Source organism: Pseudomonas sp. zjy_15 (genome assembly GCF_043101865.1).
Taxonomy (GTDB): domain Bacteria; phylum Pseudomonadota; class Gammaproteobacteria; order Pseudomonadales; family Pseudomonadaceae; genus Aquipseudomonas; species Aquipseudomonas putida_Y.
Genome location: NZ_JBICII010000053.1, coordinates 1 through 24,786, shown reverse-complemented (window position 1 = coordinate 24,786; position 24,786 = coordinate 1). Strand labels below are relative to the sequence as shown.

Below are 24,786 nucleotides of genomic sequence, written 5' to 3'. Positions count from 1 at the left end.
ACATGGGCGCAACCAACAGGTTAGCCTGCTATTCCGATCCCGCTGATCATTATTCTCATCGGGTGCGCCTGGTTTTGGCCGAGAAGGGCGTCAGCGTGCAGTTTATCGATGTCGATCCCGCCCGCCTGCCGCCGAAGCTGGTCGAGGTCAACCCATATGGCAGCGTGCCGACCTTGGTCGACCGTGACCTGGCGTTGTATGAATCGACCGTGGTAATGGAATACCTCGAGGAGCGTTACCCGCACCCGCCGCTGATGCCGGTGTACCCGGTTGCGCGTGGCAACAGCCGTCTGCTGATGCATCGCATCCAGCGCGACTGGTGTGCCTTGGCCGATACCGTACTTGACCCGCGTAGCAGTGAAGCTGCCCGAACCGAGGCGCGCAAGGCCTTGCGCGAAAGCCTGACCGGTGTCTCGCCGTTGTTCAGCGAGTTCGTCTGCTTCATGAGTGATGAGCAAAGCCTGGTCGATTGTTGTCTATTGCCCATACTCTGGCGCTTGCCGGTGTTGGGTATCGAGTTGCCGCGGCAAGCCAAGCCGCTGCTGGATTACATGGAGCGCCAGTTCGCCCGCGAGCCTTTCCAGGCGAGCCTGTCCTCCGTAGAACGTGAAATGCGCAAGCTTTAAGGAGCCGTTGATGAACTCCAGTCGCCCCTATCTGGTTCGAGCACTGTACGAGTGGATCGTCGACAACGATTGCACGCCCCATATGCTGGTCAATGCCGAATTCCCGAAAGTTCAGGTGCCGGATGGTTTCGCCAGCGATGGCCAGATCGTCTTGAATATCTCGCCAAGTGCCGTGCGCAGCCTGCACATGGACAATGACGCAGTCAGCTTTGAGGGGCGCTTCAGTGGCGTAGCTCACTCGCTGTTCGTGCCGGTTGGTGCCATCCTGGGTATCTACGCCCGCGAAAATGGCCAGGGTATGGTTTTCGAGCTGGAGCCGCCTTTGATGGATGGCGACGAGCTGGAAGACGATGATGTACAGCCGGATGGCGATGGCCCGCCAGACGATGGAGGGCAGCCGCCGCGTCCGACTGGCCGGCCAAGCCTGAAAGTGGTCAAGTAACAAAAAAGGCGATCCGGATGGGTCGCCTTTTTTGTGTCTGCGATGGAGCGGGACTACCCGCGAAGAGGCCCGCGCAGGCAATCACTGATTCAATCGATGTACTCGAACAGCTTGACGATCTTCTGCACGCCCGACACGCCCTGCACCACGGCAGTGGCCGAGTTGGCTTCTTGACGGGTGACCAGGCCAAGCAGGTAGACGATGCCGTTTTCGGTAATCACCTTGATGCGCGAGCTGGGTACGGCACTGTCGGTCAGCATCTGAGCCTTGATCTTGGTGGTCAGCCAGGCGTCGTTGTTGCGCGCCAGAATGGAGGAAGGCTGCATCACTTGCAGCTCGTTGTGCACTCTCTTGACGCGCTGTACCTGGCTGGCGGTTTGCTCTGCAAGGCTCTTGAGGTCGGCGCGCGGGGTCTGGCCGGCCAGCAGGACGATGCCGTTGTAGCTGCTGACAACGATGTGCGAGCCTTTGTCCAGGTCTGGGCTGGCCTTGGAAATGTTCACGGCGGCCTTGGTTTCGATCAGCGAGTCGTCGATCTTGCTACCAATGGTGCGCGTGCCGCGATCGTCCTCGATCGGCGAATTGCGGGTGGAGGTGAGTACCGAGCTGCAACCAGTGACGCTCAGGCACAGGGTCAGGGCCATCAGGCCGAGGCGCATAGGGGTCATTCTTCACTCCCGAACAGTTGGCTGTCGATCAGATCGCACAGGCAGTGGATCGCCAGCAGGTGGACTTCCTGGATGCGCGCGGTAACTGTCGAAGGCACGCGGATTTCCACGTCCTCGGGTAGCAGCAGCGAAGCCATGCCGCCGCCGTCGCGACCAGTCAATGCTACGACAATCATTTCGCGGTCATGTGCGGCCTGGATCGCCTGGATCACGTTGGCCGAATTGCCGCTGGTGGAGATCGCCAGCAGAACGTCACCGGGCTGGCCCAGGGCGCGGATCTGCTTGGAAAAGACTTCGTTGTAGCTGTAGTCGTTGGCGATCGAGGTCAGGGTCGAGCTGTCGGTGGTCAGCGCGATGGCCGGCAAGCTGGGGCGCTCGCGCTCGAAGCGGTTGAGCAGCTCCGATGAAAAGTGCTGGGCATCGCCGGCCGAGCCGCCGTTGCCGCAGGCGAGCATCTTGCCCTCGTTGAGCAACGCATTGACCATGACCAGGCTGGCCTGCTCGATGTGCGGTGCCAGGATGTCCATTGCCTGTTGCTTGGTTTCGATGCTGGCCTCGAACAGCCGGCGAATTCGGGATTGCATGTCCATCTGGTGACCTTAAGTGGGGCGGTGGCCTTTGCTACGCGCAACAACGACCAGCCCGCGATACATAGAGCGAAAAAAACAAAGTGGGTTCAGCATTCGAAGGCGTTTTTCAGCCATTGAAGCGGTCTGCCTGCGTGGTGGCTGCCCTGCAGGGCGACTACGTCGAAGCGGCAGGGGTGGTTGCCCCAGTGAGCCTCCTTCTGCAGGAACAGGCTGGCAGCAAGCACCAACCGTTTCTGCTTGCGCCCGTCGATACTGTCGAGGGCGCCTCCGAAGGCCGCGTGCAAGCGGTAGCGGACTTCGACGAATACTACTGTATCGGCGTCGAGCATGACCAGATCAAGCTCACCGCCTTTGCATCGCCAGTTGCGTGCCAGCAACTGCAGCCCTTGCCCTTGAAGGTACTCAAGGGCAAGGGTTTCTGCCGCTTGCCCGGCGCTGGTTGGCGATGCTGAGGCCATCAACGCACGGTGTCAGGCAGGCGCTTGACCTGGCCGCCGGTAAACTCGGCCCATGGCAGCTGGCGCTCGACGCGCTGGTTGGCATTGATGCTCAGGCTGCCCGAAAGGCCCAGGATGCGGTTGTCCGGTAGCGCTTTCAGTTGGCCCAGGCGCGGTGCCAGGCTGTAGGCATCGACGCCCATGGCATACAGGCGGCCGAGGCTGCCAGCGGCTTGCGGCCACTGCTGTACAACCTGTTGACGCAGGCTGTTGCTGGTGTCGAGCAGCCACGGTGTTTCGCAGAAGCGGATGCCGTTCATGTCATTGTACTGGTTGACGTCGCCGCTGGCGCTGTACAGGTTCGAAGTGGCATAGACCGGCACGTCACCGGCGTACTGGAAGTTCAGGGTCGGCTTGATCTGCTGCGCCTGTTGTGGGGTCGAGGCGAGGAAGATGAAGTCGATGTCCTGACGGCGCGACGGTTGTGCAGCGATGCGGCCGCCTACCGTGCTTTGCAGGCTCTTGGCGCGGCCTTCGCTCTGGCGTAGCTGGAACAGGTCGGCAATCTGCTGGGCCAGGGCGACCGGCTGGGCGATGCGTTCGGCGGCGAGCAGGGTTCCGCCATTGCCTTCCCAGTCCTGGCGGAAGGCGGCCAGGACACGGTCACCCCATTCGCCGCTCGGTACCAGGGCTACGGCGCGGACCATGCCATCGGCGCGGGCGCGGCGGGAGACTTCACGGGCTTCGTCTTCGGCAGCCAGGCCGAACTGGAACAACTGTGGCGGCGCCTTCTGGCCGGCGTCAGCGTAGTTCAGGGCCAGGGTGGTGATCGGCAGTTGTGGTTTGGCGGCCAGTTGTTTGACCAATGGTTTTTCCAGCGGGCCGATGACCAGCTGCACGCCGGCGGCTTGGGCCTGGCGATAGAAGTCGTCCAGCGAGCCGATACGCGAGCTGTCGAACACCTGCACCGCAGGCGCTGGCTGGCCGGTTTGCTGGGCCTGGAAGTGAGCGGCCATGAAGCCGTCACGCAGTGCGCGGGCAACACCGGCCAGTGGGCCTTCCTGAGGCAGCAGCAGGGCGATCCTGGTCAGCGGCTGGCTGGCCAGTTCCTTGAGCTTGATCAGTGCCACCGGCAGTTGCTGGGCGGCAGGGTGGTCCGGGTGCTGTTTGACCCAGGCCTCGATGGCTGCTTGCTGCTGCTCCAGGGTGCCGGCGCTTTTCACGGCGAACGCCAGGCTGGTCCAGCCGGCCAGTGTCTGATCGTTGGTTGGCTGCTGCAGTTGCTCTGCAGGCAGCGAGGCGACCAGGGCCCAGGTGGCGTCATTGTTGGCGCTGGCCGCCTGGCCGCTGAGCAGTGGCGCCAGCAGTATGCGCTGCTGTGCGGCAGCCAGGGCCTGGCCATCGGCTTCAAGTGCGGCGGCGTGCACGGTATAGGTGCGCGCCTGTTGCTCTGGCGGCAGCTCGGCAAGGCGCTGCAGACTGGGGTGGGCCAGGGCGGTCAGGGCCGCCTTGGGCTGGTTGCGGCTCATGGCCAGTTCGGCCGCGAGGGTGCTGGCGAATACTTGCTGGGCCGGCTTGAGTGTGTCCAGCTGGACCTGCTCGAGAATGCGTGCGGCGCGTGGGAAGTCCTTCTGCTTGTAGGCCAGATCGGCCGCGCTCAGGCGCAGCAGAGCGGCGTCTTCCGCAGACTTGCTGGAAGCGGCCTTTTCGAGCAGTTGCTCGATGCTGGCGTCCGGGGTGCGTGGCAGTTCGCCCAGGCTGGATGAGGGCGAGCTGGCGCAGGCTGCCAGCAGGGCGGCGAGGCAGAGGGCTGTGAGCAGCCGCAGGCAAGCGATCATGTAAAGGTCCTGTTACTCGATCAAGTTGGCCGGCAATTGTACCCAAGCACTGGCCGGGGCGCGATGTTGCTGTGTCGATCCTTCACTATAGGTGGCTTGTTCCTGATCGCCGGCGAAGTTCTTTACGCCCTGTTGCAGGCGCTCGGGCTACAATGGCGCCTTTGATCCGAATGACAGGTGTGCGCAGTGACTGATGTGGCAGGGGCTTCGAAATCCACGGTGGGGACGCTGTATGTGGTGGCAACCCCCATCGGCAACCTCGACGACATGAGCGCCCGGGCGCTGAAGGTGCTGGCGGACGTGGCCCTGATCGCCGCCGAAGACACCCGTCATTCGATCCGCCTGCTGCAACACTTTGGCATCGACACGCCGTTGGCCGCTTGTCATGAGCACAACGAGCGCGACGAAGGCGGGCGTTTTCTCTCCAAGCTGCTGGCGGGTGAAAATGTGGCGTTGGTCTCCGATGCCGGCACGCCTCTGATTTCCGACCCGGGCTATCACCTGGTGCGTCAGGCGCGTGCCGCGGGGGTGAGCGTGGTGCCGGTGCCGGGCGCCTGTGCCTTGATCGCCGCACTATCGGCGGCAGGCCTGCCGTCGGACCGTTTCATCTTCGAAGGCTTCCTGCCGGCCAAGCAGACAGGGCGTCGAGCGCGGCTGGAGCAGGTGAAGGAAGAGCCGCGCACGTTGATCTTCTATGAAGCCCCGCATCGAATCCTGGAATGTCTTGAAGACATGGAGGTGGTATTTGGTGGCGACCGTCCGGCGTTGCTGGCGCGCGAACTGACCAAGACCTTCGAGACCCTCAAGGGCTTGCCGCTGGCTGAGCTGCGGGCTTTCGTAGCTGGCGACAGCAACCAGCAGCGCGGTGAGTGCGTGGTGCTGGTCGGCGGTTGGAGCGCGCCGGAGGGCGAGCAGGCCATCAGTGCCGAAGCTCAGCGCGTGCTCGACCTGCTATTGGCGGAGTTGCCACTCAAGCGGGCTGCGGCGCTTGCAGCGGAAATTACCGGTGTGCGCAAGAACCTGTTGTATCAACTTGCCCTGGAAAAGCAGAAAGCTGAGTAGTGGCAGTTTGATATAAATGTCGGTATCGCTTGTTCTTGCGCGCGCGTGCCGGTAACCTTGGCGGCGGAGAGTCGATCGGACAGTCGCTGCCTGTTTTTGTTCCGCAACTTTTTTGTTGTGTGAGCAGCAGGGGGAGGAAAGTCCGGGCTCCATAGGGCAGAGTGCCAGGTAACGCCTGGGAGGCGTGAGCCTACGGAAAGTGCCACAGAAAATAACCGCCTAAGCACTTCGGTGCCGGTAAGGGTGAAAAGGTGCGGTAAGAGCGCACCGCACGGCTGGCAACAGTTCGTGGCTAGGTAAACCCCACTCGGAGCAAGACCAAATAGGGTTCCATCAGGCGTGGCCCGCGTCGGAACCGGGTAGGTTGCTAGAGGCGTCCAGTGATGGCCGTCGTAGAGGAATGACTGTCCTCGACAAAACCCGGCTTACAGATCGACTCTCCACCTTTCTCTTCCTGCTTGAATCGATAGCAGATCCTCTCTGGTAATACCGAAAAAATCTTACTCTTAATAAATTACTTTAACTTCGAACTCCATTCGCTTGCGTGGGTTTGATTTTTCTCGTGTTTTTTTCTCTCTGGCAGTCCTTCCACATTCCGTTGTCGCGCTAAATCGCGGTCCTGTAAGGCTTTTCCTTATGAACGTGCCTTGACGGTGCTGCGGGCGGATTCCTATAGTGTGCGCAAGTGGCAGAAAGTGGGATGAAGTGGGTTTTCTGACACAAAAAAGCTAACATTGTGGGGAATCACAGCCGTGTTCCGCGGAGCCAACGCCGTCAGCCTCGATGCCAAGGGCCGTCTCGCCATGCCGAGCCGGTACCGTGACGAGCTCGACTCACGTTGCAATGGCCAACTGATCGTGACCATTGACGCCGTAGACCCTTGCTTGTGTGTTTATCCCCTCGACGAGTGGGAACAGATAGAAGCCAAGTTGCGTGCCTTGCCGTCGTTGCGTGAGGAAAACCGCCGCCTGCAGCGTTTGCTGATCGGTAATGCGGTTGACCTGGAGCTCGATGGCAGTGGGCGTTTCCTGGTGCCGCCCCGCCTGCGTGAGTACGCCAAGCTCGACAAGAAGGCGATGCTGGTGGGGCAACTGAACAAATTCCAGCTGTGGGATGAAGATGCCTGGAACGTGGTTTCGGCAGCCGACCTTGCAGCTATCCAACAACCGGGCGCCATGCCCGACGAATTGCGTGACCTGATCCTGTGACCATAGATAGCGGCTTCAACCACATTACCGTCCTGCTCGATGAAGCTGTCGAGGCATTGGCCCTGCGCGCCGACGGTTGCTATCTGGACGGCACTTTCGGCCGTGGCGGACACAGCCGTCTGATTCTCAGCAAGCTCGGGCCGCAAGGACGGCTCTTGGGCTTCGACAAAGATCCACAGGCGATTGCCACGGGGCAAGCGCTGGCGGCCGAAGACGGCCGCTTTGTCATTGTGCAGCGCAGTTTTGCCGAGTTGGGCGCGGAAGTGGCAGCGCGCGGCCTGCACGGCAAGGTCAGTGGCGTGTTGCTGGACCTGGGCGTGTCCTCGCCGCAGCTGGATGATCCAGAGCGTGGCTTCAGCTTCCTCAATGATGGCCCGCTGGACATGCGCATGAACCCGGACCAAGGCATCAGTGCCGCCGAGTTCATCGCCACTGCGCCCGTGGAAGAAATCGCCCGCGTCTTCAAGGAGTACGGTGAGGAACGCTTTGCCGGGCGCATGGCGCGTGCAGTGGTCGAACGCCGCGAAAAACAGCCCTTTACCCGTACCGCCGACCTGGCGGAGGTGCTCAAAGTGGCCAATCCGGCCTGGGAAAAGGGCAAGAACCCGGCTACCCGTGCCTTCCAGGGGCTGCGCATTCACGTCAACAACGAGCTGGGTGACCTGGAGGCTGGCCTTGAGGCTGCACTCGATGCGCTCGAAGTCGGTGGTCGCCTGGCGGTCATCAGTTTCCATTCGCTGGAAGATCGCATCGTCAAGCTGTTCATGCGCAAGCTGGTGAAGGGGGAGGCCGACAACCTGCCGCGTAACCTGCCGGTTCAGCACAAGGTCTTCGAGCCGAAGATCAAGCTCATCGGCAAGGCTCAGTTCGCCTCCGAGGCCGAGCTCAAGGCCAACCCGCGGTCGCGTAGTGCCGTGATGCGCGTGGCGGAGAAGCTGCGGTGAGCAGGCTGCTTGCCAAACCTTTGCCAGGCGGAAGCTTCCTGATGCTTCTGCTGTTCATCGGCGTACTGGTTTCGGCCATTGCCGTGTCCTACAGTGCGCACTGGAACCGTCAATTGCTCAACACCCTGTACGGTGAATTGAACGAGCGCGACAAGGCTCAGGCCGAATGGGGCCGGTTGATTCTTGAGCAGAGTACCTGGACCGCTGCCAGCCGCATCGAGACCCTGGCCTCCGAACAGTTGAACATGCGCGTGCCGTCAGCTGACGAAGTCCGGATGGTGGCGCCATGATGAAACTCGAAGGCGCACTCTACCCGTGGCGCTTCCGCGTGGTGATCGGTTTGCTGGCGATCATGGTCGGTGCCATTTGCTGGCGCATCATCGACCTGCAGGTGGTTGACCGTGACTTCCTCAAGGAACAGGGCGATGCACGCAGCCTGCGTCATATCCCCATCCCGGCGCACCGGGGCTTGATTACCGACCGCAACGGTGAGCCGTTGGCCGTGAGTACTCCGGTCACCACCCTGTGGGCCAACCCCAAAGAGATGCAGGCCTCCAGGGAGCGCTGGCCGCAATTGGCCGCAGCGCTGGGGCAAAACCCGCAGCGGCTTGCCGAGCGCCTGACCCAGCAGGCCAACAAGGAGTTCATCTACCTGGTCCGAGGGCTGACCCCCGAACAGGGCCAGCATGTGCTCGACCTCAAAGTACCTGGTGTGTACGGCCTGGAAGAATTCCGCCGTTTCTATCCGGCCGGTGATGTGGCTGCGCACATGGTCGGCTTTACCGACCTTGATGACCACGGTCGCGAAGGGGTGGAGCTGGCCTATGACGAGTGGCTGGCCGGTGTGCCCGGCAAACGCCAGGTGATCAAGGACCGGCGCGGCCGGCTGATCAAGGACATTCAGGTTACCAAGAACGCCAAGGCCGGGAAGACCTTGGCGTTGTCGATAGACCTGCGCCTGCAGTACCTGGCTACCCGTGAGCTGCGCAACGCCATTGCCGAGCAGGACGCCAAGGCCGGCAGCCTGGTGATCATGGACGTCAAGACCGGTGAGGTCCTGGCCATGGTCAACCAGCCGACCTACAACCCCAACAACCGCCGTAGCATGTTCCCGGCGGCCATGCGTAACCGGGCGATCATCGACGTGTTCGAGCCGGGTTCCACGGTCAAGCCGATCACCATGAGTGCAGCGCTGCAGAGCGGCCGCTGGAAACCGAGCGACAAGGTCGAGGTGTACCCTGGCAGCCTGCAGATCGGTCGCTACACCATCAGGGATGTGTCGCGCAGCGAGGGCCCGATTCTTGATTTGACCGGCATCCTGATCAACTCCAGTAACGTTGGCATGAGCAAGATCGCCTTCGACATTGGCGGCGAAGCCATCTACCGGGTCATGTCCCAGGTCGGCCTGGGTCAGTACACCGGCCTTGGCTTCCCGGGCGAGCGTGTCGGCAACCTGCCCAACCACCGCGAGTGGCGCAAGGCCGAGACCGCAACCCTGTCCTATGGCTACGGTGTGTCGGTGACCGCCCTGCAGCTGGTGCATGCCTACGCGGCGCTGGCCAACGACGGCAAGATGGTGCCGCTGTCGATCATCAAGGTCGACAAGACGCCGGAAGCCGTGCAGGCCATTCCGAAGGAAGTCGCCGAAACTGTTCAGGGCATGTTGCAGCAGGTGATCGAAGCGCCGCGCGGCGTGTTCCGGGCCCGGGTGCCGTTCTATCACGTGGCCGGCAAGTCCGGCACCGCGCGCAAGGCCACCGTGGGTGCCAAGGGGTACACCGAAAACGCCTACCGCTCGCTGTTCGCCGGCTTCGGGCCAATGAGCGACCCGCGCTACGCCATCGTCGTGGTCATCGATGAGCCGAGAAAGGGTGGTTACTTCGGTGGCCTGGTTTCGGCGCCTGTATTCAGCAACGTCATGTCCGGCACCCTGCGCCTGATGAACGTGCCGCCAGACAACCTGCCGCCACCGGCACCAGTCGTGCCATCGCAAGTCAATGCAGCAGCAGCCAAGGGAGGGCGTGGATGATGACAATGCCATTAAGCAAACTTTTCGCCCACGCCAGCCGTGATCCGTTGATCCGTGAGCTGACCCTGGACAGCCGCAGTGTGCGCCCGGGGGACTTGTTCCTGGCCGTGCCGGGTGCCAAGGTCGATGGTCGCGAGCATATCGCCGATGCCCTGGCCCGCGGCGCTGCCGCCGTGGCCTATGAAGAACAGGGCGCCAACGTGCTGCCGCTGACCGATGCGCCCCTGATTCCGGTCAAAGGCCTGATCGCTCAGCTTTCAGATATTGCCGGGCGCTTCTATGGTGAACCGAGCCGCCAGTTGAATCTGGTCGGTGTGACCGGCACCAACGGCAAGACAAGCGTTACCCAACTGGTAGCCCAGGCGCTCGACCTGCTTGGCCAGCGCTGCGGCCTGATTGGCACCCTGGGTACCGGTTTCTACGGCGAGTTGCAGAGCGGCCGCCTGACCACGCCCGACCCGATTGCCGTGCAGTCGACCCTCAATGACCTCAAGAAAGGCGGCGCCAAGGCCGTGGCCATGGAAGTGTCTTCCCATGCTCTGGAGCAAGGCCGGGTTGCCGCACTGGAGTTTGACATTGCGGTGATGACCAACCTGTCCCGCGACCACCTCGACTATCACGGCAGCATGGAGGCCTACGAGGCCGCCAAGGCCAAGCTGTTCGCCTGGCCGAGCCTGCGTTGCCAGGTGGTCAACCTGGATGACGGCTTTGGTCGTCGCCTGGCCGGCGACTTTGCTCGTCGCCCGAGTGTCGACCATATCGAAACCCGGCTGTTGAGCTATAGCCTGGAAAGCCCTGAGGCCTCGCTGTTCTGCCGCGAAGCCGTGTTCAGTGACGATGGCGTGCGCGCTACGATCGTCACTGCCCAAGGTGAGCGCATCTTGCGCAGCCAGTTGCTGGGCCGCTTCAACCTGAGCAACATGCTTGCCGCGGTGGCGACCCTGCTGGCGCTGGACTATGCGCTGGACGAGATCCTCAAGGTTACCCCGCAATTGCAGGGGCCGGTAGGCCGCATGCAGCGCCTGGGTGGCGGCGACAAGCCGCTGGTGGTAGTCGACTACGCACACACGCCGGATGCGCTTGAAAAAGTACTCGAGGCCCTGCGCCCGCACGCTCATGGCAAGTTATTGTGCCTGTTCGGCTGCGGCGGTGACCGTGATCGCGGCAAGCGCCCGCTGATGGCCGAAGTGGCCGAGCGCCTGGCCGACCGCGTACTGGTCACCGACGACAACCCACGTACTGAAGATCCGTTGCGCATCTTCGATGATATCCGCCCCGGTTTCGCCAGGCCTGACGACGTCGAGTTCGTCGCCGGCCGTGGCGAAGCCATTGCGCACCTGATCGCCACTGCCGCTGCCAACGACGTGATCGTGCTGGCCGGCAAGGGGCACGAGGATTACCAGGAAATCAATGGCGAGCGCCATGATTTCTCAGATTTGACCGAAGCCGAAAAGGCACTTGCAGCCTGGGAGGCTCCACATGCTTAAGCCGCTGTCACTCAGCCAGCTGACCACAGCACTGAATGGTCAACAAATTGGTGCTGACGCCACGTTCACCGGTGTCAGCATCGATAGCCGCAGTGTCAGCGCCGGGCAACTGTTCGTCGCCCTGGCCGGCCCGCGTTTCGATGGCCATGACTACCTGGCTGATGTAAAAGCCAAAGGCGCAGTAGCCGCCCTGGTCGAGCATGAAGTGGCCGGTGTCGACCTGCCGCAGTTGCTGGTCAAGGATTGCCGGGCAGCACTGGGTCAGCTCGGCGCCCTGAACCGCGCGGCTTTCGACAAGCCTGTAGTAGCCATTACCGGTTCCAGCGGCAAGACCACGGTCAAGGAGATGCTCGCCAGCATCCTGCGTACCGGTGGCCTGGTGCACGCCACCCGCGGCAACTTGAACAATGACCTCGGCGCACCGCTGACACTGCTGGAAATCGCCCCGGAACACAGCGCAGCAGTGATCGAGCTGGGCGCCTCGCGCATTGGCGAAATCCGCTACACCGTGGGCCTGACACAACCGCAGGTGGTCATCATCAACAACGCCGGTACTGCCCACGTTGGCGAATTCGGCGGCCCGGACAAGATCGTCGAAGCCAAGGGCGAGATTCTCGAAGGCCTGGGCGAGGACGGTATTGCCATTCTCAACCTGGACGACAAAGCCTTTGATATCTGGAAGGCGCGTGCCGGTGCGCACAAGGTCGTCAGTTTCGCACGCAGCAACCCGAAAGCCGATTTCCACGCTTCAGACATTGGTCGCGATGCCCGTGGCTGCCCGTCCTTTACCCTGCATGGCGCCAGTGAAACGGTAGCCGTGCAACTCAATGTGCTGGGTGAACACAACGTCAGCAACGCCTTGGCCGCCGCCGCCGCAGCACATGCCGTTGGTCTGAGCCTGAGCGGTATTGCCGCAGGCCTGGCTGCCGTGCAACCGGTCAAGGGGCGTACCGTGGCGCAGATCGCGCCGAACGGGGTACGGGTAATCGACGACAGTTACAACGCAAATCCCACCTCTATGTGCGCAGCCATTGATATACTCGCCGGCTTTTCCGGACGCACCGTTCTGGTGCTTGGGGATATCGGCGAATTGGGGCAATGGGCGGAAGAAGGCCACCGTCAGGTGGGTGACTACGCGCGTGGCAAGGTCGACGCCCTGTACGCAGTGGGTTCCAACATGACACATGCGGTCAAGGCGTTCGGCGCCAATGGCCGCCATTTCGCTACTCAAGCTGAGCTGATCGATGCGGTTAGCGCCGAGAATGCCAGTGACACCACTATCTTGATCAAGGGCTCGCGCAGCGCTGCGATGGAAAACGTCGTGGCGGCATTGTGCGGTGCCAGCGGGGAGAAACATTAATGCTGCTGCTGTTGGCCGAGTATCTGCAACAGTTCCATAAAGGCTTCGCGGTCTTTCAGTACCTGTCCCTGCGCGGGATTCTTGGTGTACTGACCGCGTTGTCCCTGGCGCTGTGGCTGGGCCCCTGGATGATCCGTACCCTGCAAATTCGCCAGATCGGCCAGGCCGTGCGTAACGACGGCCCGCAATCGCACCTGTCCAAGTCCGGTACCCCGACCATGGGTGGTGCGCTGATCCTGTCGGCCATTGCCATCAGCACCTTGCTGTGGGCCGACCTGAGCAACCGCTATGTGTGGGTTGTGCTGATCGTCACCCTGGCGTTCGGTGCCATTGGCTGGGTCGATGACTACCGCAAGGTGATCGAAAAGAACTCCCGTGGCCTTCCGAGCCGCTGGAAGTACTTCTGGCAGTCGGTGTTCGGCCTGGCGGCGGCGGTGTTCCTGTACAAGACGGCGCCAACCAGCGTCGAGACCACGCTGATCCTGCCGTTCATCAAGGATGTCACCATTCCGCTGGGCGTCGGCTTCGTCGTACTGACCTACTTCGTCATTGTCGGTTCGAGCAACGCGGTCAACCTCACTGATGGCCTCGACGGCCTGGCAATCATGCCGACGGTGATGGTCGGCGGCGCGCTGGGCATCTTCTGCTACCTGTCGGGTAACGTGAAGTTCGCCGAGTACCTGCTGATCCCCTACGTGCCGGGCTCGGGCGAGCTGATCGTGTTCTGCGGCGCGCTGATCGGAGCCGGCCTGGGCTTCCTGTGGTTCAACACCTACCCGGCGCAAGTGTTCATGGGTGACGTCGGCGCGCTGGCGCTGGGCGCCGCGCTGGGCACCATCGCCGTCATCGTGCGCCAGGAAATTGTGCTGTTCATCATGGGCGGCATCTTCGTGGTGGAAACCCTGTCGGTGGTCATCCAGGTCGCCTCCTTCAAGCTGACCGGCAAGCGCGTGTTCCGCATGGCGCCGATTCACCACCACTTTGAACTCAAGGGCTGGCCAGAGCCTCGGGTGATCGTCCGATTCTGGATCATCACCGTGATCCTGGTACTGATTGGCCTTGCAACCCTGAAATTGAGGTAGATGAGCGTGTCTTTGATCGCTTCCGACCAATTCCGCATCGTTGTCGGCCTCGGCAAGAGCGGCATGTCCCTGGTTCGCTTCCTGGCGAGCCGGGGCATTGCCTTTGCGGTCGCCGATACCCGCGAGCAACCGCCGGAACTGGAAACCCTGCGCCGTGATTACCCGCAGGTGGAAGTGCGCTGTGGTGAACTGGACGTGGACTTCCTGTGCCGCGCCAACGAGTTGTACGTGAGCCCCGGTCTGGCCTTGGCCACGCCGGCCTTGCAGCAGGCGGCCGCGCGTGGCGTGAAGCTGTCTGGCGACATCGAGCTGTTTGCTCGCCATGCCAAGGCGCCGATCATTGCCATCAGCGGTTCCAACGCCAAGAGCACCGTCACGACGCTGGTCGGTGAAATGGCCGCCAAGGCCGGTAAACGCGTGGCCGTGGGCGGTAACCTCGGTACCCCGGCGCTCGACCTGCTGGCCGATGACATCGAACTGTACGTGCTGGAGCTTTCCAGCTTCCAGCTGGAAACCACTGACCAGCTCAACGCCGAAGTGGCGACCGTTCTGAACATCAGCGAAGACCACATGGACCGCTATAGCGGCCTTCCGGCCTACCACCTGGCCAAGCACCGGATCTTCCGCGGGGCCAGGCAGGTGGTGGTGAACCGTCAGGATGCCCTCAGCCGGCCATTGCCCGTGGAGGGCCGCCCATGCTGGACCTTCGGCCTCGGCCAGCCGGACTTCAAAGCCTTCGGCCTGCGCGAAGTGGGTGGTGAAAAATACCTGGCGTTCGAGTTCCAGGCATTGATGCCGGCGCGCGAACTGAAGGTTCGCGGCGCCCACAACCAGAGCAACGCCCTGGCAGCACTGGCCTTGGGCCATGCTGCCGGTCTGCCGTTCGAGCCGATGCTCGAGGCCCTGCGCGAGTTCAGTGGCCTGGCCCACCGGTGCCAGTGGGTGCGCGAGCGTAACGGCGTTAACTGGTACGACGACTCCAAGGCCACCAACGTCGGTGCTGCCCTGGCCGCCATCGAAGGCCTGGGCGCCGATATCGAAGGCAAGCTGGTGCTGATCGCCGGTGGTGATGGCAAAGGTGCCGAATTCACTGCGTTGCGCGAGCCGGTCAAGCGTTACTGCCGCGCCGTGGTATTGCTTGGCCGTGATGCCGAGCGTCTGGCCGAGGCGTTGGGCGATGCTGTGCCGCTGGTTCGGGTCAAGACCCTTGACGATGCCGTACAGCAGTGTGCCGAGCTGGCCCGGGCCGGCGATGCCGTGCTGCTGTCGCCGGCATGCGCCAGCCTCGACATGTTCAAGAACTTCGAGGAACGCGGGCGCCTGTTCGCCCAGGCAGCGGGAGGTCTTGCATGATCTTCGGCATCTTCAAGCCCTACCCGTCGCCGCTGATCAGCGGCCGTGGCATCGACCTGGACTTCCCGATGCTCGCCGGTTGCCTGGCCTTGCTGGGCCTGGGCCTGGTGATGATCACTTCGGCATCCTCGGAAGTGGCTGCTGTACAGTCCGGCAACCCGCTATATCACATGTTCCGCCACCTGGTGTACGTGTTCCTTGGCCTGGTGGCCTGTGGTGCAACGCTGCTGGTGCCGATCGCCACTTGGCAGCGCATGGGCTTCATGATGCTGCTTGGCGCCTTCGGCCTGCTGGTACTGGTACTGGTGCCGGGGATTGGCCGTGAAGTCAACGGCTCCATGCGCTGGATCGGTTTCAGCTTCTTCAACGTTCAGCCTTCGGAAATCGCCAAGGTGTTCGTGGTCATCTACCTGGCCGGCTACCTGGTACGCCGACAGACCGAGGTGCGCGAAACCTGGATGGGCTTCTTCAAGCCGTTCATCGTGCTGCTGCCCATGGCCGCCTTGCTGCTGATGGAACCGGACTTCGGCGCCACCGTGGTGATGATGGGCGCGGCGGCGGCCATGTTGTTTTTGGGAGGGGTGGGGCTGTTCCGCTTCAGCCTGATGGTGGTGCTGGCGGTGCTGGCGGTGTTTGTACTGGTCCAGGCGCAGCCGTACCGGATGGCGCGCCTTATTACCTTCACCGACCCCTGGGCCGATCAGTTCGGCTCCGGCTACCAGCTGACCCAGGCACTGATTGCCTTTGGCCGTGGCGAGTGGCTGGGCGTTGGCCTGGGCAACAGCGTGCAGAAGCAGTTCTACCTGCCTGAAGCGCACACCGACTTCGTGTTCTCGGTCCTGGCGGAAGAACTGGGCGTGGTCGGCTCGCTGCTGACCGTCGCGCTGTTCGTGTTTGTCACCGTGCGCGCCCTTTACATCGGCCTGTGGGCCGAAAAAGCCAAACAGTTCTTTGCCGCCTACATGGCGTTCGGCCTGGCTTTCCTGTGGATTGGCCAGTTCCTGATCAACATCGGTGTGAACGTCGGCCTGCTGCCGACCAAGGGCCTGACCCTGCCGTTTCTCAGTTACGGGGGGAGCTCGCTGGTGATCTGCTGCGCCTGCGTGGGCCTGTTGCTGCGCATCGAGTGGGAGAGCCGCACGCACCTGGGCAGTGAGGAGCACGAATTCAGCGAAAGCGATTTTGCCGAGGAGACCAGTCATGGCCGCTGAAGGCAAAAATGTATTGATCATGGCCGGCGGCACCGGGGGGCACGTGTTCCCGGCGCTGGCCTGCGCCCGTGAGTTCCAGGCGCGCGGTTACAGCGTGCACTGGCTGGGCACCCCGCGTGGCATCGAGAACGAACTGGTGCCGCAGGCGGGTTTGCCATTGCATCTGATTCAGGTCAGCGGCTTGCGTGGCAAGGGCAAGCTGTCGTTGCTCAAGGCGCCTTTCACCTTGGTCAAGGCCGTACTGCAGGCACGGCGCATCATTCGCCAGCTCAAGCCCGTATGTGTCCTGGGCTTTGGCGGCTATGTGACCGGCCCCGGCGGCGTGGCCGCGCGGCTGTGCGGCGTGCCACTGGTGATCCATGAGCAGAACGCCAGGGCCGGTACCGCCAATCGGTTGCTGGTGCCACTCTCGGCGCGGGTCTGCGAAGCTTTCCCGAACACCTTCGAGGCCAGCGACAAACGTCGCACCACCGGCAACCCGGTGCGCCCGGAACTCTTCATGGACGCGCAACGTGCGCCCTTGGGCGAGCGCCGTGCACGCCTTTTGGTGCTGGGGGGCAGCCTGGGTGCGGAACCATTGAACAAATTGTTGCCTAAGGCCCTGTCCGAAGTGCCCGCCGCGCTGCGGCCAGAGGTGTTCCACCAGGCCGGCAAGCAACACGCGCCGATCACCGCCGAGCGTTATCACGAGGCGGGTGTCGCGGCTCAGGTAGAGCCCTTCATCAAAGACATGGCCCAAGCTTATGGCTGGGCCGACCTGGTGGTGTGCCGGGCCGGTGCCCTGACCGTCAGCGAACTGGCGGCAGCAGGCCTGCCTTCGATGCTGGTGCCTTTGCCCCATGCGATCGACGATCACCAGACCCACAACGCCCAATATCTGGCCCGCGAAGGCGCTGCCTTCCTGATGCCACAAGCGACAACTGGCGCAGCGCAACTTGCTGAACGCCTGAACGAGGTGCTGATGCAACCCGAGAAACTCAACGTCATGGCTGGCACCGCACGGCGCCTGGCCAAACCTGCTGCAACCAGCACCGTGGTCGATATCTGCCTGGAGGTGGCCCATGGTTGAGAGCCAGAAAGCCATGCCCCAGCCGAAGATGGGCCGTATTCGCCGCATTCACTTCGTCGGCATCGGCGGCGTTGGCATGTGCGGTATTGCCGAAGTCTTGCTGAACCTGGGTTATGAAGTGTCCGGTTCGGACCTTAAGGCCTCGCCGGTTACCGAGCGCCTGGAGTCCTTCGGCGCCGAGATCTTCGTCGGCCACCGCGCCGAGAACGCCGCCACCGCCGATGTGCTGGTGGTGTCCAGCGCCATCAACCCGGCCAACCCGGAAGTCGCCACCGCCCTGGAACGGCGCATTCCGGTGGTGCCGCGTGCCGAGATGCTCGCCGAGCTGATGCGTTACCGCCATGGCGTGGCCGTTGCCGGTACTCACGGCAAGACCACCACGACCAGCCTGCTGGCTTCAGTGTTCGCCGCAGGTGGCCTGGACCCGACCTTCGTCATCGGTGGCCGCCTTACCGCTGCCGGCACCAATGCCCAGCTGGGCACCAGCCGCTACCTGATCGCCGAAGCAGACGAAAGCGATGCCAGCTTCCTGCACCTGCAGCCGATGGTGGCCGTGGTCACCAACATCGATGCCGACCACATGGCGACCTACGAAGGTGACTTCAACAAGCTGAAGAAAACCTTCGTCGAGTTCCTGCACAACCTGCCGTTCTATGGGCTGGCGGTGATGTGTCTGGACGACCCGGTGGTTCGCGAGATCCTGCCGCAGGTGAAGCGCCCGACCGTGACCTACGGCTTCAGCGAAGAGGCCGACATCCGCGCCATCAATGTGCGTCAGCAGGGCATGCAGACCCACTTCACCGTGCTGCGCCGTGATCGCGAGCCGTTGGAGGTTTCCGTGAACATGCCCGGCAACCACAACGTGCTCAACGCCCTGGCCACCATTGCCATCGCCACTGACGAAGGCATTACTGACGAGGCCATCATCCAGGGCCTGTCCGGCTTCCAGGGTGTCGGCCGTCGCTTCCAGGTGTACGGCGAGCTGCCGGTCGAAGGCGGCAGTGTGATGCTGGTCGACGACTACGGCCATCACCCGACCGAAGTGGCTGCAGTGATCAAGGCTGTACGCGGTGGCTGGCCAAGCCGCCGTCTGGTGATCGTCTACCAGCCGCACCGCTACAGCCGCACCCGCGACCTGTACGACGATTTCGTCCAGGTGCTGGGTGATGCCAACGTGCTGCTGCTGATGGAGGTCTACCCGGCCGGTGAAGAGCCGATCCCCGGTGCCGACAGCCGTCAGCTGTGCCACAGCATCCGCCAGCGCGGCAAGCTGGACCCGATCTATATCGAGCGCGGCGCCGAGCTGGCGCCGCTGGTGAAGCCACTGCTGCGCGCTGGCGACATCCTGCTCTGCCAGGGTGCCGGTGATGTTGGCGGCCTGGCCCCGCAGTTGATGAAAAGCCCGCTGTTCGCAGGCGCCAAGCAGGAGAAGTCGAAATGACCAGCGCCTACGACAAGCTGCACTCGACCCTGGACGTCAAGGCGTTCGGCCGCGTCGCTGTGCTTTACGGTGGCAAGAGCGCCGAGCGAGAGGTGTCGTTGAAGTCCGGCGCCGCAGTGATTGATGCACTGAGCACTGCCGGTGTCGACGTGGTCGCCATCGACGTCGGTGACGACCTGCTCGCGCGCCTGCAAAGCGAGAAGATCGACCGCGCCTTCATCATCCTCCACGGCCGTGGCGGTGAAGACGGGAGCATGCAAGGCTTGCTGGAGTGCCTGGGCATCCCCTACACCGGCAGCGGCATCCTGGCTTCAGCGCTGGCGATGGACAAGCTGCGCACCAAGCAGGTGTGGCAGAGCCTGGGCATTCCCACACCACGCCACGCAGTGCTGGCGAGCGAAAGCGATTGTTTGCAGGCCAGTACGGAACTGGGCTTCCCGCTTATCGTCAAACCCGCCCATGAAGGCTCTAGCATCGGCATGGCCAAGGTGAACAGCGCCCAGGAACTGGTCGCCGCCTGGCAGGACGCCGCCAAATACGATTCCCAGGTACTGGTGGAGCAGTGGATCCACGGTCCGGAGTTCACCATCGCGGTACTGCGCGGCCAGGTGCTGCCGCCGATCGCCCTGGGTACGCCGCACGTGTTCTACGACTACGACGCCAAGTACATCGCCAACGATACCCAGTACCGCATCCCGTGCGGGCTGGATAGCGTCAAGGAACAGGAACTGATCGACCTGACCGCGCGCGCCTGCAATGCCATTGGCATCGAGGGCTGGGGGCGGCTGGACGTGATGCAGGACGAGCAGGGCCGGTTCTGGCTGCTCGAAGTCAACACTGCACCGGGCATGACAGATCATAGCCTGGTGCCCATGGCGGCCCGCGCGGCTGGCCTGGACTTCCAGCAACTGGTGCTGGCAATCCTGGCCGAAAGCGTGGCGACGCGAGGTTAATAACCATGCAAGGCGCAATGATACGTCAGCAGCAACCCGTTACCGGCCGTAGCAAGCCGGTGCCGCGTGGTGCCAGCCGGCTGGTGGCCGACGAGCCCGTATCGGCGCGCCTGCCTCGGCCAAGCCTGGGCGGCCTCAAGCGCTTGCTGTGGCCGGTGTTGCTGGTGGCGGCCGGCTTTGGTGCCTATGAGGGTGCCGTTCGCCTGATGCCGTACGCCGACCGCCCGATCACCAAGATCGATGTGCAGGGTGACCTTAGCTACATCAGTCAGCAGTCGGTGCAGCAGCGTATCGCGCCCTATGTGGCGGCGAGCTTCTTTAGCGTCGACCTGCCGGCGATGCGGGCCGAGCTCGAGCAGATGCCGTGGATCGCCCACGCCGAAGTGCGCCGGGTGTGGCCCGACGAGGTGGTGATCCGCCTTGAAGAACAGCTGCCGGTGGCACGCTGGGGTGATGCAGCCCTGCTGAACAACCAGGGTCAGGCTTTCACCCCGCGCGAGCTGGCCAACTATGAGCACCTGCCGCAGCTGGCCGGGCCGCAGCGTGCTCAGCAACAAGTCATGCAGCAGTATCAGGTACTGAGCCAGATGCTGCGCCCCTTGGGCTTTTCCATCGCTCGCCTGGAGCTGCGCGAGCGAGGCAGCTGGTTCCTGACCACCGGTGCGAGCAGTGCCGGGCCAGGCATCGAGTTGCTGCTGGGGCGCGATCATCTGGTGGAGAAGATGCGCCGTTTCATTGCCATTTACGACAAGACACTCAAAGACCAGATCACCACTATCGCCCGCATTGATCTGCGTTATTCCAACGGACTTGCCGTTGGTTGGCGGGAACCGATTGCACCGACGACGGCCCAACCCGCCGTTGCGAAGAATTAGAGAGAGGCAGGACCATGGCAAACGCGCATAGCGGCAAAATGATCGTCGGGCTGGACATTGGCACCTCCAAGGTGGTGGCGCTGGTGGGCGAAGTGGGCGAAGACGGCACCCTGGAAATCGTCGGGATCGGCACCCATCCGTCCCGTGGCCTGAAAAAAGGCGTGGTGGTGAACATCGAGTCCACCGTGCAGTCGATCCAGCGCGCCGTGGAAGAGGCGCAACTGATGGCCGGTTGCCGTATCCACTCGGCGTTCGTCGGTGTGGCCGGTAATCACATCCGCAGCCTGAACTCCCACGGCATCGTCGCCATTCGTGACCGCGAGGTCAGCCTGGCCGACCTGGAGCGCGTACTCGACGCTGCCCAGGCCGTGGCGATTCCGGCCGACCAGCGCGTGCTGCACACCTTGCCGCAGGACTACGTGATCGACAACCAGGAAGGCGTGCGCGAGCCGCTGGGCATGTCTGGCGTGCGCCTGGAAGCCAAGGTTCACGTGGTCACTTGCGCGGTCAACGCCGCCCAGAACATCGAAAAGTGTGTGCGCCGCTGCGGCCTGGAAATCGACGACATCATTCTCGAGCAGCTGGCTTCGGCCTACTCGGTGCTGACCGATGATGAAAAAGAGCTGGGCGTGTGCCTGGTGGACATCGGTGGCGGCACCACCGACATCGCCATCTTCACCGAGGGCGCCATCCGCCACACGGCGGTCATCCCGATTGCTGGCGACCAGGTGACCAACGATATCGCCATGGCCCTGCGTACCCCGACCCAGTACGCCGAAGAAATCAAGATCCGCTACGCCTGCGCCCTGGCCAAACTGGCTGGCGCTGGCGAGACCATCAAGGTGCCGAGCGTGGGCGATCGTCCACCGCGCGAGCTGTCGCGCCAGGCCCTGGCCGAGGTGGTGGAGCCACGTTACGACGAGCTCTTCACCCTGATCCAGGCCGAACTGCGCCGCAGCGGCTACGAAGACCTGGTGCCCGCTGGCATCGTCCTCACCGGCGGCACCGCGAAGATGGAAGGCGCCGTGGAACTGGCCGAGGAAATCTTCCACATGCCGGTACGCCTGGGCGTGCCGCACAGCGTTCGGGGGCTGAGCGACGTGGTGCGCAACCCGATCTATTCCACTGGTGTGGGCTTGCTCACCTACGGCCTGCTGAAGCAGTCCGAAGACTTGGCCCTGACCGGTAACAGCAACAGCAGCAGCAACAGCTATGGCGATGAACCGAAGGCCCCAGTGCTTGAACGCTTCAAGAAATGGGTCCAGGGCAACTTCTAAGTTTCAAAGCAGTAGTGGTAGGCGCGACAACTAGAGAACTGTAAGGAGAGGGAAAATGTTCGAGCTCGTAGACAACGTCCCGCAAAGCCCGGTCATCAAAGTGATCGGCGTTGGTGGTGGTGGCGGCAACGCCGTCAATCACATGGTCAAGAGCAGCATCGAAGGCGTGGAATTCATCTGCGCCAACACCGATGCCCAGGCGCTGAAAAACATTGGCGCACGCACCATCCTGCAATTGGGCACGGGTGTGACCAAGGGCCTGGGTGCCGGTGCCAATCCGGAAGTCGGCCGTCAGGCCGCGCTGGAAGACCGTGAGCGCATCGCTGAAGTGCTGCAGGGCACCAACATGGTGTTCATCACCACTGGCATGGGTGGCGGTACCGGTACCGGTGCAGCGCCAATCATTGCCGAAGTGGCCAAGGAAATGGGGATCCTCACCGTTGCAGTGGTGACCCGTCCGTTCCCGTTCGAAGGCCGCAAGCGCATGCAGATCGCCGATGAAGGCATCCGCATGCTGGCTGAAAGCGTCGACTCGTTGATCACCATCCCCAACGAGAAGCTGCTGACCATCCTGGGCAAGGATGCCAGCCTGCTGTCCGCCTTCGCCAAGGCTGACGATGTACTGGCCGGTGCCGTACGCGGTATCTCCGACATCATCAAGCGCCCCGGCATGATCAACGTCGACTTCGCCGACGTGCGCACCGTGATGGGTGAAATGGGCATGGCCATGATGGGTACTGGCTGCGCCAGCGGCCCGAACCGTGCGCGTGAAGCCACCGAGGCAGCTATCCGTAACCCGCTGCTGGAAGACGTCAACCTGCAGGGCGCCCGCGGTATCCTGGTGAACATCACCGCAGGCCCGGACCTGTCGCTGGGTGAGTACTCCGACGTGGGTAGCATCATCGAAGCCTTCGCCTCCGACCACGCGATGGTCAAGGTTGGCACCGTGATCGACCCCGACATGCGTGACGAACTGCACGTGACCGTGGTGGCCACTGGTCTGGGTGCACGCATCGAGAAGCCTGTGAAGGTCGTCGACAACACCCTGCAGACTGCCCAGCAGGCGTACGAAGCGTCCAATCCTGCGCCGGTGCGCCAGGAGCAGCCAGCGGTCAACTACCGTGACCTGGAGCGCCCGACCGTCATGCGCAACCAGGCGCATGCAGGTGCTGCCGCAGCCGCTAAACTGAACCCTCAGGATGACCTGGACTACCTCGATATCCCGGCATTCCTGCGTCGTCAGGCTGATTAATGGAATTTATCAGGGGTATAAAGGTGATTGGTATTCATCAAAGGTTGGGTCTGTTATCATCCCCAGCCTTTGTTGATACCTGTTCGCAATTTGCGCTGAAGCGGCCAATGCCATGATTAAACAACGCACCCTGAAGAATACCATCCGTGCCACAGGTGTCGGTCTGCACTCCGGGGAGAAGGTTTACCTGACCCTCAAGCCTGCACCTGTTGACACCGGCATCGTCTTCCGCCGCGCCGACCTTGACCCTGTGGTCGAGATCCCTGCGCGTGCGGCCAACGTCGGCGAGACAACCATGTCGACGACGTTGGTCAACGGTGACGTCAAGGTCGATACGGTCGAGCACCTGCTCTCCGCCATGGCGGGTCTGGGCATCGATAACGCCTACGTCGAGCTCTCCGCCTCGGAAGTGCCGATCATGGATGGCAGCGCCGGTCCTTTTGTATTCCTGATTCAGTCTGCCGGCCTGGAAGAACAGGACGCAGCCAAGAAGTTCATCCGCATCCTGCGTGAGGTTACCGTGGAGGAGGGCGACAAGCGCGCCACGTTCCTGCCTTTCGAAGGATTCAAGGTGAGCTTCGAGATCGATTTCGATCACCCGGTGCTTCGCAACCGGACCCAGAGCGCCAGCGTCGACTTTTCCAGCACCTCGTTCGTGAAGGAAGTCAGCCGCGCGCGTACCTTTGGCTTCATGCGTGACATCGAGTACCTGCGCAAGCACAACCTTGCGTTGGGTGGCAGTGTCGAGAACGCCATCGTGGTCGATGAGGACGGCGTGCTCAACGAAGACGGCCTTCGTTACGAAGACGAATTCGTCAAGCACAAGATCCTCGACGCCATCGGCGATCTGTACCTGCTGGGCAACAGCCTGATCGGCGAGTTCAAGGGCTTCAAGTCCGGCCACGCGCTGAACAATCAGCTGTTGCGCAAGCTGATCGCTGAAACCGATGCCTGGGAAGTGGTCACTTTCGAAGATGCCAGTACGGCACCGATCTCGTACATGCGCCCTGTTGCGGCCGTGTAAGTTCGAACACTCTCTAGTTCATTAAGGCCACCTTCGGGTGGCCTTTTCTATGGCTTGTCCAGGGCGTGGGCGGCCAACCGTTCCAGTGCTGCGCGCAGTTTGGGGTCGGTAATGCCCTCGGCGGTGTCGCGCAGGCTCTCGGCCGCACTGTTCGAAAGCTCGGCAGCATGCCCGCCACGCTTGGCCGGCACCAGCGGCGGCTGTACCTTGTACAGAATGCGCCTGAGGTTGCCGAATGCTTCCATGGCCTGCAGTGCCGCCAGCAAACGCTTCTGCTGGTAGCGCAGGCGGGTGGCCCAATGGCCGTCGGTTACCACCAGCAACAAAGTGCCATCGCGCCAGGACGCCACATGGCAGTGCTCGCGGGCAGCCGGTTGCAACTGGCTTTCCAGCAGGCGCTGCAAGTGCTCCAGGCGCTCGGCCTGGTTCAGTAGCAGGCGCAGCGGGCGCACCTGGCGCAGCAGGGCGGAGGGCGGCTGGGCGGGGGAGGGTTTATAGGCCATGGGGGTACGCGTGAGGTGACGTGGGCACAGTCTAACATCTCCGTTGCCTGTGCCG

General features: G+C 62.7%; 24 protein-coding genes and 1 other RNA gene. 20 read left to right on the top strand and 5 right to left on the bottom strand.

All coding sequences use genetic code 11. From position 1 onward, the window contains the following. The first annotated feature begins 2 nt into the window (after positions 1–2). Together ACF8EF_RS10175 and ACF8EF_RS10170 are read left to right on the top strand one after the other, a co-directional pair. Complete coding sequence (locus ACF8EF_RS10175) at positions 3–626, top strand: glutathione S-transferase N-terminal domain-containing protein (protein ID WP_176682604.1); 624 nt, start codon at positions 3–5, stop codon at positions 624–626. 10 nt (positions 627–636) lie between these two features. Then, the gene (locus ACF8EF_RS10170) at positions 637–1,068 is read left to right on the top strand and encodes a ClpXP protease specificity-enhancing factor (RefSeq protein ID WP_176682605.1); all 432 of its coding nucleotides are present in this window, start codon (positions 637–639) and stop codon (positions 1,066–1,068) included. 89 nt (positions 1,069–1,157) lie between these two features. On the opposite strand, the gene ACF8EF_RS10165 is transcribed toward ACF8EF_RS10170, so the two are convergent. The 4 genes from ACF8EF_RS10165 to ACF8EF_RS10150 all read right to left on the bottom strand — a co-directional run bounded on the left by ACF8EF_RS10165 (position 1,158) and on the right by ACF8EF_RS10150 (position 4,601). After that, positions 1,158–1,736, bottom strand: a complete 579-nt coding sequence (locus tag ACF8EF_RS10165; RefSeq protein ID WP_176682606.1) for a BON domain-containing protein — start codon at positions 1,734–1,736, stop codon at positions 1,158–1,160. Next, on the bottom strand, positions 1,733–2,326 hold the full coding sequence (locus tag ACF8EF_RS10160) for a phosphoheptose isomerase (protein WP_012053657.1): 594 nt from the start codon (positions 2,324–2,326) through the stop codon (positions 1,733–1,735). The genes ACF8EF_RS10165 and ACF8EF_RS10160 overlap by 4 nt, the downstream gene beginning before the upstream one ends. 86 nt (positions 2,327–2,412) lie before the next feature. Next, positions 2,413–2,784, bottom strand: a complete 372-nt coding sequence (locus ACF8EF_RS10155) for a YraN family protein (RefSeq protein ID WP_392461360.1) — start codon at positions 2,782–2,784, stop codon at positions 2,413–2,415. Further along, entirely contained in the window at positions 2,784–4,601 is a 1,818-nt protein-coding gene (locus tag ACF8EF_RS10150; protein WP_176682608.1) for a penicillin-binding protein activator, read from the bottom strand. The genes ACF8EF_RS10155 and ACF8EF_RS10150 overlap by 1 nt, the downstream gene beginning before the upstream one ends. A gap of 186 nt (positions 4,602–4,787) precedes the next feature. On the opposite strand from ACF8EF_RS10150, the gene rsmI reads away from it, so the two are divergent. The 18 genes from rsmI to lpxC all read left to right on the top strand — a co-directional run bounded on the left by rsmI (position 4,788) and on the right by lpxC (position 24,228). Beyond that, the gene (gene rsmI / locus ACF8EF_RS10145; protein WP_176682609.1) at positions 4,788–5,663 is read left to right on the top strand and encodes a 16S rRNA (cytidine(1402)-2'-O)-methyltransferase; all 876 of its coding nucleotides are present in this window, start codon (positions 4,788–4,790) and stop codon (positions 5,661–5,663) included. A 67-nt stretch (positions 5,664–5,730) separates the two neighbouring features. After that, an RNA gene (rnpB, locus tag ACF8EF_RS10140) (RNase P RNA component class A) lies at positions 5,731–6,107 on the top strand. Positions 6,108–6,415: 308 nt separating this feature from the next. Next, complete coding sequence (gene mraZ / locus ACF8EF_RS10135; RefSeq protein WP_021784148.1) at positions 6,416–6,871, top strand: division/cell wall cluster transcriptional repressor MraZ; 456 nt, start codon at positions 6,416–6,418, stop codon at positions 6,869–6,871. Beyond that, complete coding sequence (gene rsmH / locus ACF8EF_RS10130) at positions 6,868–7,815, top strand: 16S rRNA (cytosine(1402)-N(4))-methyltransferase RsmH (protein WP_003251843.1); 948 nt, start codon at positions 6,868–6,870, stop codon at positions 7,813–7,815. The genes mraZ and rsmH overlap by 4 nt, the downstream gene beginning before the upstream one ends. Continuing rightward, complete coding sequence (gene ftsL, locus ACF8EF_RS10125; protein ID WP_176682610.1) at positions 7,812–8,105, top strand: cell division protein FtsL; 294 nt, start codon at positions 7,812–7,814, stop codon at positions 8,103–8,105. Before rsmH ends, ftsL begins: the two co-directional genes overlap by 4 nt. Next, positions 8,105–9,844 carry a penicillin-binding protein 2 gene (locus ACF8EF_RS10120; RefSeq protein WP_176682789.1) on the top strand — a complete coding sequence of 580 codons (1,740 nt, stop codon included), beginning with the start codon at positions 8,105–8,107 and terminating at the stop codon, positions 9,842–9,844. The genes ftsL and ACF8EF_RS10120 overlap by 1 nt, the downstream gene beginning before the upstream one ends. Then, complete coding sequence (locus ACF8EF_RS10115; protein ID WP_176682611.1) at positions 9,844–11,331, top strand: UDP-N-acetylmuramoyl-L-alanyl-D-glutamate--2,6-diaminopimelate ligase; 1,488 nt, start codon at positions 9,844–9,846, stop codon at positions 11,329–11,331. Before ACF8EF_RS10120 ends, ACF8EF_RS10115 begins: the two co-directional genes overlap by 1 nt. Further along, positions 11,324–12,691 (top strand): UDP-N-acetylmuramoyl-tripeptide--D-alanyl-D-alanine ligase, encoded by a 1,368-nt coding sequence (gene murF, locus ACF8EF_RS10110; RefSeq protein ID WP_392461359.1) that lies wholly within the window; start codon positions 11,324–11,326, stop codon positions 12,689–12,691. Before ACF8EF_RS10115 ends, murF begins: the two co-directional genes overlap by 8 nt. Continuing rightward, entirely contained in the window at positions 12,691–13,773 is a 1,083-nt protein-coding gene (gene mraY / locus ACF8EF_RS10105) for a phospho-N-acetylmuramoyl-pentapeptide-transferase (protein ID WP_016498046.1), read from the top strand. Before murF ends, mraY begins: the two co-directional genes overlap by 1 nt. 6 nt (positions 13,774–13,779) lie before the next feature. After that, positions 13,780–15,126, top strand: a complete 1,347-nt coding sequence (murD, locus tag ACF8EF_RS10100) for a UDP-N-acetylmuramoyl-L-alanine--D-glutamate ligase (RefSeq protein WP_209969721.1) — start codon at positions 13,780–13,782, stop codon at positions 15,124–15,126. Beyond that, positions 15,123–16,337, top strand: a complete 1,215-nt coding sequence (ftsW, locus tag ACF8EF_RS10095; RefSeq protein ID WP_218115239.1) for a putative lipid II flippase FtsW — start codon at positions 15,123–15,125, stop codon at positions 16,335–16,337. The genes murD and ftsW overlap by 4 nt, the downstream gene beginning before the upstream one ends. Further along, the gene (murG, locus tag ACF8EF_RS10090) at positions 16,327–17,406 is read left to right on the top strand and encodes an undecaprenyldiphospho-muramoylpentapeptide beta-N-acetylglucosaminyltransferase (RefSeq protein ID WP_339444276.1); all 1,080 of its coding nucleotides are present in this window, start codon (positions 16,327–16,329) and stop codon (positions 17,404–17,406) included. Before ftsW ends, murG begins: the two co-directional genes overlap by 11 nt. Then, on the top strand, positions 17,399–18,847 hold the full coding sequence (murC, locus tag ACF8EF_RS10085) for a UDP-N-acetylmuramate--L-alanine ligase (protein ID WP_176682614.1): 1,449 nt from the start codon (positions 17,399–17,401) through the stop codon (positions 18,845–18,847). Before murG ends, murC begins: the two co-directional genes overlap by 8 nt. Beyond that, complete coding sequence (locus ACF8EF_RS10080) at positions 18,844–19,800, top strand: D-alanine--D-alanine ligase (protein WP_021784157.1); 957 nt, start codon at positions 18,844–18,846, stop codon at positions 19,798–19,800. Before murC ends, ACF8EF_RS10080 begins: the two co-directional genes overlap by 4 nt. Positions 19,801–19,805: 5 nt before the next feature. Further along, positions 19,806–20,675: a cell division protein FtsQ/DivIB gene (locus ACF8EF_RS10075; RefSeq protein ID WP_176682615.1), complete on the top strand. Its 870-nt coding sequence runs from the start codon at positions 19,806–19,808 to the stop codon at positions 20,673–20,675. Between the two features lie 14 nt (positions 20,676–20,689). Beyond that, the gene (gene ftsA, locus ACF8EF_RS10070; RefSeq protein ID WP_003251867.1) at positions 20,690–21,952 is read left to right on the top strand and encodes a cell division protein FtsA; all 1,263 of its coding nucleotides are present in this window, start codon (positions 20,690–20,692) and stop codon (positions 21,950–21,952) included. Between the two features lie 55 nt (positions 21,953–22,007). Further along, positions 22,008–23,204, top strand: coding sequence for a cell division protein FtsZ (ftsZ, locus tag ACF8EF_RS10065; RefSeq protein WP_003251871.1), 1,197 nt, complete (start codon positions 22,008–22,010; stop codon positions 23,202–23,204). Between the two features lie 112 nt (positions 23,205–23,316). Next, positions 23,317–24,228 (top strand): UDP-3-O-acyl-N-acetylglucosamine deacetylase, encoded by a 912-nt coding sequence (gene lpxC, locus ACF8EF_RS10060; RefSeq protein WP_003251873.1) that lies wholly within the window; start codon positions 23,317–23,319, stop codon positions 24,226–24,228. Positions 24,229–24,275: 47 nt separating this feature from the next. Here lpxC and ACF8EF_RS10055 read toward each other — a convergent pair whose 3' ends face one another. Beyond that, positions 24,276–24,731 carry a DUF721 domain-containing protein gene (locus ACF8EF_RS10055; protein WP_176682616.1) on the bottom strand — a complete coding sequence of 152 codons (456 nt, stop codon included), beginning with the start codon at positions 24,729–24,731 and terminating at the stop codon, positions 24,276–24,278. Positions 24,732–24,786 lie beyond the last annotated feature (55 nt).